The following is a 12,843-nucleotide window of genomic DNA, read 5'->3' as shown; positions in this document are numbered from 1 at the left end:
TGTCAACGCAAAGCAGAAGTGTCACCTTCGGTGCGAAACAGAGATGTCATGCTTTGGTTCAGAGAATGCGTTTGACCGCCTCGCTATATACTTCCGAGCGTTCTCTTTTCCCAACAGAAATCACGAAAACGACAACTTTCTCGTCTATAACCTGGTATACAAGGCGATAGCCTGAAGACCGGAGCTTAATCTTGTAACAATCAGGCATACCACGGAGCTTGTTTGCTTCAATCCGGGGTGACTCAAGTACTTCAACCAGCTTCTTTTTCAACTGTTCACGTACCGTCGAGCCCAGCTTTCGCCATTCCTTTAGTGCCCGCTCGTCAAAATCCAGAAAATACGCCATCAGAGTTCATCCAGCGTCACACGTACTGGCTTAGGATTACAAAGTCGTTCTTTCACTATCTCCACAAGTTCAGCATCTTCATCACTCAGGAGTGTCTGTTTGAACGGCAAGCGTTCATTGTCAGCGATATACTCGAGCATGAGACGAAGCGCTTCAGAAGGAGTTACGCCCATTTTTTCAAGCGCGGCGTAAGAACGCGCTTTAAGTTCATCGTCAATACGTAGGTTAATGCTACCCATGTCTTACACCCCTTGTAATTACAAATGTCATTACAAGTATCGCACTACAACATGCTTAGGGCAAGTCACGAAGTAAGTCAGAAAGTAGTCGTAAGAACGGTGATCACTGTCCGCTTTGTGCCAGAAGTGGACGGCAGGATTTGTTGAACATTTCAGACAAAACCAAACTCAAAACAACTATTGAAATCAAGCCAGCATAGCGGATACATTACGCACGTTGTTACTTTGTATCATCAGGATGCCGTTAACTGTGTTTATCAGCCGTGAAGTCATTTCCAGAATCGTGCTTATCATCATGGCTGTTGCCGTGCTGAGCAGTTCGTTTATGGCAAAGCCACAGGCTGCATACAGCGTTCAGGAAACAACGTCCATCAGTGACCATCAACACGACAGCGATGAACCACTGAATGAGCACGATCCATTGTTGTTTCACTCCCACGGTAGCGTGCATCACCTCAATGCCGATCATTCCCACGATCTGAATAAACTCTTTGCTCTGCCTACTCTGCACGCATGGAATCCGGGCATGCGGGTGATATATGCGTTGAGTTCAGAACAAATACTGCAAATGCCGCAGTCCACCCCCGAACGCCCTCCGAGAATCCTGTCTGCGTAATAACTTCTGCTAATTCGTTATTATTCAACATGTAAGGATTTTTATGTATACCAGCCTTGATACACAGGGCCGGTTGAGCGCTCGCCTGCTTTCAGCTCAGGCGCGTTCGGCTTGTCTGTTTTTCCTGTTGTTACTGCTTTTCTACAGCCAGGGCGCGTATGCGCACGGCGTGGCGGAAGGCGACAAAGGGTACATCCAGGAAATCACCGGGGTGAACATCATCCCGTTTATCTACCTTGGCGCGAAGCACATGGTGACCGGTTACGATCATCTGCTGTTTCTGTTCGGGGTGATTTTCTTTCTCTACAAAATGCGTGATATCGGGCTGTACGTTAGCCTGTTCGCTATCGGGCATTCAACGACGCTGCTCATCGGCACCTTCTTTGATATCAGCGTCAGTGCTTACCTTATTGACGCCATTATCGGGCTGTCCGTGGTCTATAAAGCGCTTGATAACCTCGGGGCATTCCAGCGCTGGTTTGGCGTTCAGCCCAACACGAAGCTTGCGACGCTCATCTTTGGATTCTTCCACGGTTTTGGTCTGGCAACCAAAATCCAGGAATTCGAAATCTCTCCCGATGGCCTGTTTGTCAACCTGATTGCCTTCAACATTGGCGTTGAGATCGGCCAGCTGCTCGCGCTGAGCGCCATCCTGATCGTTATGAGCTACTGGCGGCAAACGGCGAGCTTTTTCCGACACGCTTATACCGCCAATGTGGTGATGATGAGCGCGGGATTTCTGTTAATGAGTTACCAGCTTTGTGGCTACATTTTAGCCTGAGGGAGACAAAACAATGTACAACACTGATTTACCAACACGCGCAGAATTACCTTCTGCCATCAAACTGATGCAGTCCACTATCCTCGCCGCCATCGTGGCGCTGACGCTGCTGATCACCGTCGTCATGCCTTCGGAATACGGCATTGATCCTACTGGCGTGGGTCGTTTACTGGGGCTTAAGCAGATGGGAGAAATCAAAACGCAGCTTGCCGAAGAAGCTGATGCCGATAATCAGGCCAGCGCTGTTCAGCAAGGACAGCTGGCTGCGCCAGTTAATGAGCGACCGATCCCGGATAATCCTCCGGCAATAACGCAGAACACCTACCCGGAGCTGAGCGTTCCGGCGACCACGCGCGCGCCGGAAGTACCATCGGCTGGCTCGCAACGTCATCAGATGCTCATCACCCTGAAGCCTAACGAAGCTGCTGAAGTTAAACTGGAAATGCGCAAAGATGCCCGCGTGACCTATCAGTGGACAAGTTCCGGACCGGTAAACGTGGATGCGCACGGCGATCCGGTCAACGCCCCGAAAGGCTTCTACCATGGCTATGGTAAAGCCCGGCAGATCACATCCGGAGACGGCGTTTTACAGGCCGCGTTCGAGGGTAAACATGGCTGGTTCTGGCGAAATCGTGGTTCTGAGACCATCACGATCCAGCTTGATACAACCGGCGACTACCTGAACATCAAACGGGTTATCTGATAAATCAGGGGCAGGATAACCTGCCCCTTTTCACACAGCTGACAGCCCGGTCAGGCGGAGTATCAGCCCGGCGAGAGCCGCCATGGCAATAACGTGCGTAACCTTCCATTTTAATCTGAAAAGCGCAAACGCAGCGGCGACGGCAATCAGGGCGGCAGGGATATCGATCCCTCCCTTTGCGCCTTCCGGCCATACGGTATGCCAGATAAAAAACAGCCCCAGATTAACAATGACGCCCACTACGGCCGCTGTGATGGCGGTTAAAGGTGCCGTGAAACCCGCCTTGTTGTGGGTCGTTTCGATAAACGGCCCGCCTGCCAGCACGAAAATGAAGGACGGGAGAAAGGTAAACCAGGTCACCATGCAGGCGGCAACGGCGCCGCCGACAAACAGCATATCCGCGCCAAAAACGGCATGGGTATACCCGCCCACAAATCCGACAAACGTGACCACCATAATCAGCGGGCCGGGCGTGGTTTCTCCCAGCGCCAGCCCGTCCATCATCTGCCCGGCAGTCAGCCAGCCAAAATTGACGACAGCACCCTGATAAACGTATGGCAGGACGGCGTAGGCCCCACCGAAGGTAAGGAGCGCAGCCTTGGTAAAGAACCAGCCCATCTGCGTCACCGGATGCGCCCAGCCCAGCCCCAGCGTCAGCACCGTCATGGGAATAAGCCAGAGCAGTGCACCCGCTGCCACAATCCTTAACAGTTTCGCCCAGCTGAACAGGGCATGCGCCGGTACGGGCGTATGATCGTCAATAACCGCAGCATCAACGGCGGCTTTCTCCTGTTTGTTATGCCCGCTGCCGCTGTGAAATTTTTCCGGCGCGATGCGTCCGCCGATAAAGCCAGTTATCGCTGCTGAAATAACGATGACGGGAAAAGGAACGTTCAGGGCGAAAACGGCCACAAAAGCCGCAGCAGCTATGGCCCAGTGGGCACCGTGTTTCAGCGCACGGGAGCCGATGCGATGCGCCGCCTGCAGCACGATTGCCGCCACGGCGGGTTTAATGCCGTAAAAGATACCGGCAATAATGGCAACGTCTCCCCAGGCGATATAGATCCACGACAACGCGATAAGAATAAAAAGTGAGGGAAGGATAAATAACAAACCCGCTATCACTCCGCCCAAGGTCCTGTGCATCAGCCAGCCAATGTAGGTGGCAAGTTGCTGAGCTTCCGGACCGGGCAGCACCATACAGAAATTGAGTGCGTGGAGAAAACGGGACTCGGAAATCCAGCGCCGGTTCTCGACCAGTTCCTGATGCATGATCGCAATCTGTCCGGCAGGACCGCCAAAGCTGATAAAACCCAGCTTCATCCAGAACCAGAACGCCTCCTTCAGGGGGACCGGCTTGGGCTTAACGTTTTCCTCTGCCAGCGTCAGCAACTCCGTTTTGTTCATCATGGCCGGACCTCATTTCAAACGTCGTTAACAGACCGTCAAACAGCGAACAGGCCGCTGTGAGTAATGTGTCATCATCCGTAATGCTTTCACGCAATCCTGCCAGTACACTTTCAACGCCAGCGGCTTCGGGGGGCTGAACCCCGCCAACATCAAGGTAATGCACAAGCATCCCCAGACCATTCAGGGCATCCCCCGTCAGCCCGAAGCGGACCATCAGCACTTCAAAGGTCACACGATTGTCGATGTGGCTGAAGGTCGCGCCATCAAAATCAAACCCCACCGCCTCTTCCGGGCAATCGTTGCCATCCTTAAGCCAGAGAAACTGCGCATCCTGGTCGATAAAACGCCGTATAAGCCAGGCGCTGGCAAGCCTGTCAATCCATGGCCGGCGACGCGTAGCCCAGATCCTGTTATGAAAATCCTCAGGCTTCAGCCGTGTCAGCAAGCCACTGACGGCATGAGGCTCTCCGGGAGAGATGAACCTGTTAATGCCAGCTTCCAGTTCTGACAAGGCAAAAATGGCCTGCGCCTGCGCTTCACCAGGAAAGAAATCAATCGCCACAATCCGATCCAGCTCGCGACGAAGTTTTCTTACCATCTTCAGTTGGCTGACCGCGGTTTCCTCATTAAGGTCGTTTTTACAAACCTGAAGGCTCTCCATCAGGATCAGGTACTGCTGAGAGCGATCGAATAACGGGCGAATTTTCTCTTCGTCGGAAGTCTCTGCGTCAAAAACAAAGGCCGTTCCTCCCTCACCGCTGATTTCACGACTCATCTCGTTAAAAATCTCATGGCTCTGTTGCGCTTCAGGCAACAGATAAACGCCGTCGCGCAGCATGGCGGCACCGGTATTTTTTAATGCCCGCCAGACACGCATACGTAATGTGGCCTGCTCAGTGGGCAGTGTCAGAATAAGGATATGTAGTTTCATAGTGTAGAGATTAATACATATGGTAGAGATTGCTACATATTTTCAGTCTTTCTAACCGTACATATCGCTATCTTTTTATGGTGCTCATAATTGCTCTTATCGGTACCGGTCTTGCTACCGTTGCACTGGGCCTGCTGGCGGGCGACAGGGCAGGGGGAGTCGGGAACGGCGCTGGCAATGAAGATGCTTGCTTATATTCTGGTCGCCCCGGTCGCTGATGCATTATGCGGGCCTTTTTATTCATATCGCCAATACAAGACTTTACATTCCAGCCCTTACATCCTCCCCGGGGGGATGCTAATCTTTTTATACCGTTGTCATTGTCTATTGAGGAAAGCAATCAGCGATGTACCCGATGTTTAAACGTTCGCCCCGTTATGTTCTGATGATCGTCATCATGGCCATTGGCATGATGATGTCGTCGATGGTGACGTTTGCGTCGCACGGTACAAACGGCCTGACAGGCTACGAGATGAATCTGCATGACGCAGAAGTCACCATGTCAATGCAGGATCACTCTCACGATTCGGATATCCCTCAGTCTGGCCACGCAGGCCATCATCAGACAGACCATTTCCATGAAACCCCTGAGCAGCCGCCCTCTGTAGAGATTTCCCTCTCTCCTGTAACAGACAGATGGTTGCCGCTTGCCGATCTTCGTAGCCCGGTTAAGGCCACGGACATCATTTACCGTCCTCCCAGCATCCGCCAGATCTGATCGCTGTTACCGGCAGTTTTTGCTGCCCGGCTTTAATCAACTTCAGATTTAGCGGAGAGGCTATGTATAAAGACTCTATCCAGGCGCGTCGAGAGATTGCGCGTAATTTCACTGCACTCAATTATCGTGTTGATCCCCTGCACTGGCAGACGCTCTGCATGGGCGTTAATCGCGACCTTCAGGCCAAAAAAATGCGTCCGAATGTCCCGGTTCCTTCACGGCGTAAAGTCATTCCGTTCCTGAAAATGATGCATCAGGAAACGGGCTCGATGCTCAAAGCGATCCTTGCCTTTGGCTTTGATGGCCCCTGGACATCCAGCGGCGGTTCATTTCGCCTGGCGCGAGAAATTGGGTTCGACATCGCCCACTATGCGAAAAACATTCACCACAAAAACGGGAAAGTCACCTTCCTGGAAATTGGTGCCGCCTGGGCGGGTTTTCGCGCTGAGGAATGTGCCGGCCATCAGGCGACGATTTCCGGGCTTTCCGGGGAGTTCAGGGAGCAACTTGGGGAAAGCGTATTCCTGCACTTCACTAATCTCACACCGTGGCATGCATCGCTGCCAAAAGGCGTGACTGAGCATCCTTACGTGACAGCAGCCGGGCTGGGAGCGCTGGAAAACAGAGGTGTTCAGGCAGGTGAGGTCGATATTATCTACTCCCAGGCAGCGGCCTATTTCGAACAGGATTACACGGCTTTCCTTCGCAGCGCTGCACGCCTGCTGAAAGAGGATGGCGTCCTGATCTTCAACCATGACCCTGTTCTGGCGAGCGCGATGGATGAAGTCGCCTGGGAGCACGGACTGCGGCTGGTCAGACGTAAGCAAATGGGAGGAATGAATGGCGCGATTGCCCGTTATCACCGGCTTCGTTCGTCCCCGGTAAGTCAGATGGTCTTCCCCGGCGTAAAGCGGGCAGAGGATGAAGAAGTGGTCTGTGAATCACTGGTTATGTCGGCGCTTCGTCGCAACGTAGAGGTGTAACGCCCGATATGTTGACGCGCAGACATTTTCTCACCACCACAGGAGCGTTGCTGATGACAACATTACTGCCGGGGGAAACCCTGGCAGCCTCTCTGGCTGAAAAAGTCAGTGAAACATGGCAAAAAATAAACACCCGCCGCAATCAACAAGAGGCGATAACGCCGGGCTGGGTTTTGCAGTCGCTCGGGCTTAAACCTGGCTCAACTGAACTGCGAAGAGCCATTTTTGAGCTGGTCAGGCGGATACCCTATCAGCTCGGTGCATGGAATGGCGAAAGCATGAGTCTGTTTCAGCAGGGCTTTGGCGACTGCCGTCATAAAGCCGCTGCTGCCGAACGACTGCTGACCGATGGTGGCATTACGGCAAAGCGAAAGCTGGTGCGGTTTGACTGGGCTGATTTGCCTGTACCTGCGGATATTCTGGCAATTTTGCCGCAAACACAGGGATTTCATGACACTGTGGCTTTTGAGCTACAGGGCAAAACATACCTGTTTGATGCCACCTGGGATATGGCCTTGCGCGGAGCGGGTTTCCCGGTGATGCCTTCCTGGGATGGCAACTCTGATACCTGGCCGGTGACTTCCCGGATGTCGACGCAGCAAACCGTACTAATGCCGCAGCCAGGGCAGGACATTTACAGCACTAACCAGATGAGCTGGCCGCAGCGCGAGAAAACCATGGCGTTTAATCAGGCACTGAATAACTGGCTGGAGGTCATTCGGGCTAACCGTGATGACTGGTGCACCATTATCCATAGTGATATTGAAGCCACCCGGTTGAGCCTGAAAACCTGTCTGGGACAACTGAGTTAATTCCCTTCTCGTCAGGAGGGGCTGCGCAGGGAAGCGGCGATAACACCTTCGACACTTTTTATGCTGCTTCAGGTATAACGCTGGGATACCTGAAGCTTTTTTATTTAACATCCAAGATAACAGACGAATCAGTATCCTCCTCACCCGGATAAAGCTTGTCATTTTTTTCAGGTCCCTCTATGCTTTGAATATCCCCCTGGGGGGGATGTGATTTCAAACCAAGAGATTTCCTGATGCTCAACATTCTTTCTAATCGTACCTATCGCCACCTGTTTATGGCACAGGTTATCGCCCTTATTGGCACCGGTCTGGCGACCGTTGCGTTAGGGTTACTGGCCTACGATCTCGCAGGTGACAGAGCCGGGGCAGTGCTGGGTACCGCGCTGGCTATCAAAATGAGCGCCTATATTCTTGTTGCGCCCGTGGCGGCGGCTTTTGCCGATAAATTCCCGCGTCGCACCATGCTGGTAACACTGGACCTGGTTCGCGCTCTCGTGGCTATCACGCTGCCTTTTGTCACCCAGATATGGGAAATCTACATCCTGATCTTCATTCTTCAGGCTGCCTCGGCGGCGTTTACGCCTACTTTCCAGGCAACTATCCCGGATATTCTTCCTGACGAACGTGAATATACCCGGGCGCTGTCTCTGTCACGTCTGGCCTACGATCTTGAAAGCGTCATCAGCCCTATGCTGGCGGCTGCACTGCTGACGGTCATGAGTTTCCACAACCTGTTTGCCGGTACGGCAGTCGGGTTCCTTGCTTCAGCAGCTCTGGTTGTTTCCGTGACACTGCCGAAGATGAAAGCGTTAACGGTCAAACGCAGCATCTATGACAAAACTACACGAGGTATGCGCATCTTCCTGAAAACGCCCAGACTGCGCGGCCTGCTGGCACTCAACATGGCCGTAGCGGCAGCGAGTGCAATGGTTATCGTCAACACCGTCGTTCTGGTTCAGGCGGACTTTGGTTTCTCACAGCGGTCTACCGCTATTGCGCTGGCCTTCTTCGGCGTGGGGTCCATGGTATCGGCCCTGGTTCTCCCCAGACTCCTCGACAACATGAGCGACCGTATGCCGATGCTTGCAGGTACGGCGCTTTTAGTCATTGGCCTGGGGTCAGGCATTTTCCTGAAGGATTACATCACGCTGGTTGTGCTCTGGGCACTGCTGGGGGTGGGCTATTCACTTTCTCAGACACCGGGTGGTCGCCTGCTGCGCCGTTCGTCAACAGCGGAAGACAGACCGGCGCTGTTTGCCGCCCAGTTTGCACTGTCACATTCATGCTGGCTGGTGACTTATCCGCTGGCCGGATGGGTTGGTGCGGCATGGGGGACACAGGCTTCATTCATCGCCCTGACTGTTGTGGCAACATTGTCGCTGGTCACCGCCGTACTTATCTGGCGTCCTGAGCATGAAGTGTACGCTCAGGTTCACAGCCACAAAGACCCGGAAACAAACAACGAATCGACCCATGAGCATGATTTCGTCATTGACGATGAACATCCGTCCTGGCCGAAGAAAGAGAAGTAATTTCCCAAAAAAAGACAACGTATCAGGAGAGGATAAGCCGATAAAAAGTGTGACCATGGCGTTGATACACATTATCTTATCCCTTCCACCTGGAGAGGATAAACCATGACCGTTCATGCATCACACCCTGACATTATTAAAAGACTTAAACGTGCCGCAGGGCACCTGAAAAGTACCATCCAGATGCTCGAAGATGAGAAAGCATGTCTGGATATCGCCCAGCAACTGCACGCTGTGGAAAAGGCGATAACGAATGCGAAGCGTACCTTAATTCATGACCATCTGGATCACTGCCTGGAGGATGCCCTTCATGCTGACCACACGGAGTCTGATAAGACGCTTAGCGAATTTAAAGAGATAACTAAATATCTTTAAGGCAAGCGAAACATGACTGATTTTTCCACTCTTTTACAGCAAGGCGTGGCCAATGCCTGGCTGTTCATCCCCAGCGCTATTTTGCTCGGTGCGCTTCACGGACTGGAGCCAGGGCATTCCAAAACGATGATGGCCGCCTTTATTGTGGCCATCCGGGGAACGGTCAAGCAAGCGGTATTACTGGGGCTTGCCGCGACAATTTCTCATACGTCTGTTGTCTGGCTCATTGCGTTCGGCGGAATGTATATCAGTCAGAAATTCACTGCTGAATCAGCCGAACCCTGGTTTCAGCTGATTTCCGCCGTCATCATTCTCGGTACGGCGGCATGGATGTTCTGGCGAACCTGGCGCGGCGAAAAGCTGTGGAAGATGGAGCAGGAAGAGGAACACAGCCACGGTCATCACGATCATGACGAAACCCGCATCATCGATACGGGCCATGGCAGCGTTGAACTCTCGATTTTCGAAGAAGGACAACCCCCTCACTGGCGTTTACGCTCGCTCAGCGGCAAGAAATGGGAAGCTCGCGACATTTCTCTGGTGACCAACCGTGGTCCAGGGACATTTTCACAGGTATTTGATTTCGTCGAAAAAGACGGGTTTATGGAATCGGCCCTGGCGATCCCGGAGCCACACAGCTTTGATGTTCGCCTGTCTTTAGGCCATCGCGGCCATGTGCATGATTATGATGTGGAATTCCGTGAACATGAACACGACCACGATCATTCCTCGCTGGAAGGTCTGGATGTTAATTCTCGCGAATATCAGGATGCTCACGAAAAAGCGCATGCGAACGACATCAAAAAACGTTTTGCGAATCGCAGCGTAACCACCGGACAAATAATCCTGTTCGGCCTGACCGGCGGCCTTATTCCTTGCCCGGCAGCCATTACCGTTTTGCTGCTCTGCATCCAGGTGAAGGAATTTACGCTCGGTGCCGCGCTGGTACTGTGTTTCAGCATCGGTTTAGCGATCACGCTGGTTTCAGTGGGCGCAGCGGCGGCTTTCAGCGTTCGTCAGGCAACCAAACGCTGGAGTGGCCTGGATACGCTGGCGCGGCGGGCTCCATACTTCTCAAGCGTACTGATTGCACTTGTCGGCATTTACATGGGCTATCACGGCTGGATCGGCGTAACGAGCTGATTTTCTCCTGTATGAATCTCACGCCTGAACCCACCAACCGGTGGGTTTTATATTTCTGAAGCCCATCATATTTTTATCCCCCTGCCGGGGATAGGAATTGAGCTTTTATAGCCGCTCATTTATCATCGACAATATCCCCCATGGGGGATGTAAAATTATAAATGGAATCTGCTATGCAAAAACAATATTTCAGTCAGTTCGTCACCGGAGTGTTACTCACTTCGTTCATCGCCATTCCTGCTCTGGCAGCGCAAGGTGGCTTCTCCGCAGAGAAAGAGCCTGTCGTCACTGAGCACATGTATGCCGGTCATAAAGTTCAGCAGGAGAATAGTCAAAGCCGGATTCAGATCGTATCGTCAATGCACGAAGGGGCGTGGATCACACTGGAAGGCAATGTTGTCAGCCAGCAGCAGGACGAGTGGTATACGTTCCGCGACCCAACCGGTACCATCAAAGTCCGCATCCCGCAGAAAGTCTGGAACGGGCAGCACTTCGATGCTCAGGACCTGGTACGGGTCAGTGGACCGGTAAGCCATGAAAATGATGGTTCAATTTTATATGTTGCAGTTATCAGCAAACCCTAAAACACAATTCTGACGGGCTATGTTTTTTTATATATATAGTTCGTCAACCAAACGTCCGCTTCTCGCTCTTAGCGGACATTAGCATAGGCTATTTACCATAACGCCGCATTACGCGCACCGCCCAGACTGACTCAGCGCGTTTCTGGCATATCCCCGGTAAAACAAGTAACAAACCACCCGAAAATGAACACCAGAAACGCGACTTAAGAATCTACCCTATGAATGGATATGCACTCAACCGAATCGATCTTGGTTTCAATCTTTTTTATCGGGATCAGGCTTCTTTTTAGGTAACTTCGGGGGCTTAACTTGCTGATGACTTTGCGTTCGGCGCGTAAGCCAGGGATGGTCAGCTTTAGGTTTAACATAGTATTTTGAGCGTAAATCAATACGGGCATTATCCACTCGTTCATGGACACTCTTTTCATCATCCAGTGGTATAGGCTCCGGGCCATCAACATACTTTTCCCAGCCCAGCGCTTTCCCGTCATACAGAACGTTAATTTCACCGTCAAAGTTCTCGCATACAGTAACAACCGAATGCCTAAGTCGATATCCCCGGCCCTCACTGCGTACCTGAAACGCACTGCTTTTGTACTGGAAAGTGAGATTTTTAGACAGAACGCGCTTCGCCTGTAGGCTGAAGATATAACCCAGTTCCTCTTCAGAATGGTGCACATCAAGATGAGCATTATCAGTAGTACGAGGCGACGTAGCGAACCGGTTGTTATAGGCTTCAATAAAGGTCGGCAACCATGCATTTGCTGTTTCAATATCACTGATATTCTGAAGCCGCATTTCTTTGACCAGCCTGTCCTGTAGTGTCTGATTGGCGCGCTCTACCCGCCCTTTTGCCTGCGGGCTGTTGGCATGGATTGGCTCGATGCCCAGTGTCTTTATCGCACGAGTGAACTGGGTCAGCTCACCTTCCCGCTCTGGGTTATTTACCCTGAATATACTGTGTCTATCAGAGTAGAGAGCGAGCGGTACGCCATGATCATTAAGGTAACCCCGGAGGGTTTCCATGTAAGCCCGGGTTGTTTCAGCAGGCACAAAACGCAACGCCATCAACGCACTGGTGGCATCATCAATGAAAACGATCAGTGTACATCTGGGGCCTCGATTTTCAAACCAGTCATGAGGTGAGCCATCAATCTGGATCAGTTCACCGTAAGATGGTCGTCGCATGCGGCGTTGATATATACGGGCAATTTTACGACGGCGTTCACGCCATAACCCCTCTTCTATCATCCACTTTCTGAGAGTTTCAACGGATAAAGATAAACCGTGTATCTCGCGCAATTTTTCGCACGCAAACGTAGGTCCAAAATCAGCGTAACGGCCTTTGAGGAGTGAAATTACTGTTGCTCTGAATTCAGTAGAAAAGGAATTATTAGGACGCTTTCCACGTCGGTGGGAAACCAGACCAGAAGGCCCTTCATTTCTATACCGTTGCACCAGACGTTTAACCTGCCGAATAGAAATGCCAATGCGTGCCGCAGCTTGTTCCTGAGTAATATGTCGATTAATTGACTCCTGAATAATCTGAAGTCGGTGGAGTTCCTTATGACTCATCGTAACAGTCTCTTTGATCATGAAAAATCCCCCAGAGAATTGTCTGGGGACATTTTAGAATGGTTCAAAGGGGACATTACAGCTTGGTGTTAACA

Annotated in this window: 15 protein-coding genes and 2 pseudogenes; 12 read left to right on the top strand and 5 right to left on the bottom strand. The window is 51.8% G+C overall.

The genetic code is table 11. The features are described 5' to 3' along the window. Positions 1-58: 58 nt before the first annotated feature. Positions 59-346: a type II toxin-antitoxin system mRNA interferase RelE gene (gene relE / locus ACMWL8_RS24730; RefSeq protein ID WP_000323025.1), complete on the bottom strand. Its 288-nt coding sequence runs from the start codon at positions 344-346 to the stop codon at positions 59-61. Continuing rightward, positions 346-585, bottom strand: coding sequence for a type II toxin-antitoxin system antitoxin RelB (gene relB / locus ACMWL8_RS24725; RefSeq protein ID WP_004196370.1), 240 nt, complete (start codon positions 583-585; stop codon positions 346-348). The genes relE and relB overlap by 1 nt, the downstream gene beginning before the upstream one ends. A gap of 24 nt (positions 586-609) precedes the next feature. Here relB and ydfV point away from each other — a divergent pair. The 4 genes and pseudogenes from ydfV to ACMWL8_RS24705 form a co-directional block, all read left to right on the top strand. Then, positions 610-708: pseudogene (gene ydfV / locus ACMWL8_RS24720) on the top strand (protein YdfV); the annotation flags it as partial. 127 nt (positions 709-835) lie between these two features. Next, a complete protein-coding gene (locus tag ACMWL8_RS24715; RefSeq protein ID WP_009651956.1) occupies positions 836-1,201 on the top strand; it encodes a hypothetical protein in 366 nt (121 codons plus the stop codon). 43 nt (positions 1,202-1,244) lie between these two features. Next, positions 1,245-1,982: a HupE/UreJ family protein gene (locus ACMWL8_RS24710; protein ID WP_008460272.1), complete on the top strand. Its 738-nt coding sequence runs from the start codon at positions 1,245-1,247 to the stop codon at positions 1,980-1,982. A 13-nt stretch (positions 1,983-1,995) separates the two neighbouring features. Next, positions 1,996-2,685, top strand: a complete 690-nt coding sequence (locus tag ACMWL8_RS24705) for a hypothetical protein (RefSeq protein WP_004196322.1) — start codon at positions 1,996-1,998, stop codon at positions 2,683-2,685. A gap of 30 nt (positions 2,686-2,715) precedes the next feature. Here ACMWL8_RS24705 and chrA read toward each other — a convergent pair whose 3' ends face one another. Together chrA and ACMWL8_RS24695 are read right to left on the bottom strand one after the other, a co-directional pair. After that, complete coding sequence (chrA, locus tag ACMWL8_RS24700) at positions 2,716-4,092, bottom strand: chromate efflux transporter (protein ID WP_004196363.1); 1,377 nt, start codon at positions 4,090-4,092, stop codon at positions 2,716-2,718. After that, on the bottom strand, positions 4,049-5,026 hold the full coding sequence (locus tag ACMWL8_RS24695) for a chromate resistance protein ChrB domain-containing protein (RefSeq protein WP_004196334.1): 978 nt from the start codon (positions 5,024-5,026) through the stop codon (positions 4,049-4,051). Before ACMWL8_RS24695 ends, chrA begins: the two co-directional genes overlap by 44 nt. Before the next feature lie 77 nt (positions 5,027-5,103). Between ACMWL8_RS24695 and ACMWL8_RS24690 the strand changes: the two are divergent. The 8 genes and pseudogenes from ACMWL8_RS24690 to ACMWL8_RS24655 form a co-directional block, all read left to right on the top strand. After that, positions 5,104-5,248, top strand: a pseudogene (locus ACMWL8_RS24690) (MFS transporter); the annotation flags it as partial. 124 nt (positions 5,249-5,372) lie between these two features. Next, positions 5,373-5,744 (top strand): hypothetical protein, encoded by a 372-nt coding sequence (locus ACMWL8_RS24685; RefSeq protein ID WP_004196359.1) that lies wholly within the window; start codon positions 5,373-5,375, stop codon positions 5,742-5,744. Between the two features lie 62 nt (positions 5,745-5,806). Beyond that, positions 5,807-6,727 carry a methyltransferase domain-containing protein gene (locus tag ACMWL8_RS24680; protein WP_004196315.1) on the top strand — a complete coding sequence of 307 codons (921 nt, stop codon included), beginning with the start codon at positions 5,807-5,809 and terminating at the stop codon, positions 6,725-6,727. A gap of 53 nt (positions 6,728-6,780) precedes the next feature. Then, positions 6,781-7,539 (top strand): hypothetical protein, encoded by a 759-nt coding sequence (locus ACMWL8_RS24675; protein WP_004196325.1) that lies wholly within the window; start codon positions 6,781-6,783, stop codon positions 7,537-7,539. 233 nt (positions 7,540-7,772) lie between these two features. Continuing rightward, entirely contained in the window at positions 7,773-9,071 is a 1,299-nt protein-coding gene (gene nirA, locus ACMWL8_RS24670) for an MFS transporter (RefSeq protein WP_004196314.1), read from the top strand. Between the two features lie 105 nt (positions 9,072-9,176). Continuing rightward, a complete protein-coding gene (locus ACMWL8_RS24665) occupies positions 9,177-9,446 on the top strand; it encodes a nickel-sensing transcriptional repressor NcrB (protein WP_004196355.1) in 270 nt (89 codons plus the stop codon). A 12-nt stretch (positions 9,447-9,458) separates the two neighbouring features. Continuing rightward, the gene (locus ACMWL8_RS24660) at positions 9,459-10,589 is read left to right on the top strand and encodes a Ni(II)/Co(II) efflux transporter permease subunit NcrC (protein WP_004196366.1); all 1,131 of its coding nucleotides are present in this window, start codon (positions 9,459-9,461) and stop codon (positions 10,587-10,589) included. Between the two features lie 161 nt (positions 10,590-10,750). Beyond that, a complete protein-coding gene (locus ACMWL8_RS24655; RefSeq protein ID WP_032072095.1) occupies positions 10,751-11,173 on the top strand; it encodes a nickel resistance OB fold protein NcrY in 423 nt (140 codons plus the stop codon). 255 nt (positions 11,174-11,428) lie between these two features. Here ACMWL8_RS24655 and ACMWL8_RS24650 read toward each other — a convergent pair whose 3' ends face one another. After that, positions 11,429-12,769 carry an IS1202-like element ISEsa1 family transposase gene (locus tag ACMWL8_RS24650; protein WP_004196353.1) on the bottom strand — a complete coding sequence of 447 codons (1,341 nt, stop codon included), beginning with the start codon at positions 12,767-12,769 and terminating at the stop codon, positions 11,429-11,431. Between the last annotated feature and the right edge of the window lie 74 nt (positions 12,770-12,843).

Source organism: Enterobacter sp. 04-C-12-SI-ECC (assembly GCF_047530715.1).
In the GTDB taxonomy this organism is placed as follows: Bacteria; Pseudomonadota; Gammaproteobacteria; order Enterobacterales; family Enterobacteriaceae; genus Enterobacter; species Enterobacter bugandensis.
The sequence above is the reverse complement of the archived record's forward strand: the minus strand, read 5'-3'. Positions and strand labels throughout refer to the sequence as shown.

Coding starts and splice junctions, on each gene's coding strand:
- relE (WP_000323025.1), bottom strand. CDS start 346: ATGGCGTATTTTCTGGATTTTGACGAGCGGGCACTAAAGGAATGGCGA.
- ACMWL8_RS24680 (WP_004196315.1), top strand. CDS start 5,807: ATGTATAAAGACTCTATCCAGGCGCGTCGAGAGATTGCGCGTAATTTC.
- ACMWL8_RS24655 (WP_032072095.1), top strand. CDS start 10,751: ATGGAATCTGCTATGCAAAAACAATATTTCAGTCAGTTCGTCACCGGA.
- relB (WP_004196370.1), bottom strand. CDS start 585: ATGGGTAGCATTAACCTACGTATTGACGATGAACTTAAAGCGCGTTCT.
- ACMWL8_RS24665 (WP_004196355.1), top strand. CDS start 9,177: ATGACCGTTCATGCATCACACCCTGACATTATTAAAAGACTTAAACGT.
- ACMWL8_RS24660 (WP_004196366.1), top strand. CDS start 9,459: ATGACTGATTTTTCCACTCTTTTACAGCAAGGCGTGGCCAATGCCTGG.
- ACMWL8_RS24705 (WP_004196322.1), top strand. CDS start 1,996: ATGTACAACACTGATTTACCAACACGCGCAGAATTACCTTCTGCCATC.
- ACMWL8_RS24695 (WP_004196334.1), bottom strand. CDS start 5,026: ATGAAACTACATATCCTTATTCTGACACTGCCCACTGAGCAGGCCACA.
- ACMWL8_RS24675 (WP_004196325.1), top strand. CDS start 6,781: ATGACAACATTACTGCCGGGGGAAACCCTGGCAGCCTCTCTGGCTGAA.
- chrA (WP_004196363.1), bottom strand. CDS start 4,092: ATGAACAAAACGGAGTTGCTGACGCTGGCAGAGGAAAACGTTAAGCCC.
- ACMWL8_RS24685 (WP_004196359.1), top strand. CDS start 5,373: ATGTACCCGATGTTTAAACGTTCGCCCCGTTATGTTCTGATGATCGTC.
- nirA (WP_004196314.1), top strand. CDS start 7,773: ATGCTCAACATTCTTTCTAATCGTACCTATCGCCACCTGTTTATGGCA.
- ACMWL8_RS24650 (WP_004196353.1), bottom strand. CDS start 12,769: ATGATCAAAGAGACTGTTACGATGAGTCATAAGGAACTCCACCGACTT.
- ACMWL8_RS24710 (WP_008460272.1), top strand. CDS start 1,245: ATGTATACCAGCCTTGATACACAGGGCCGGTTGAGCGCTCGCCTGCTT.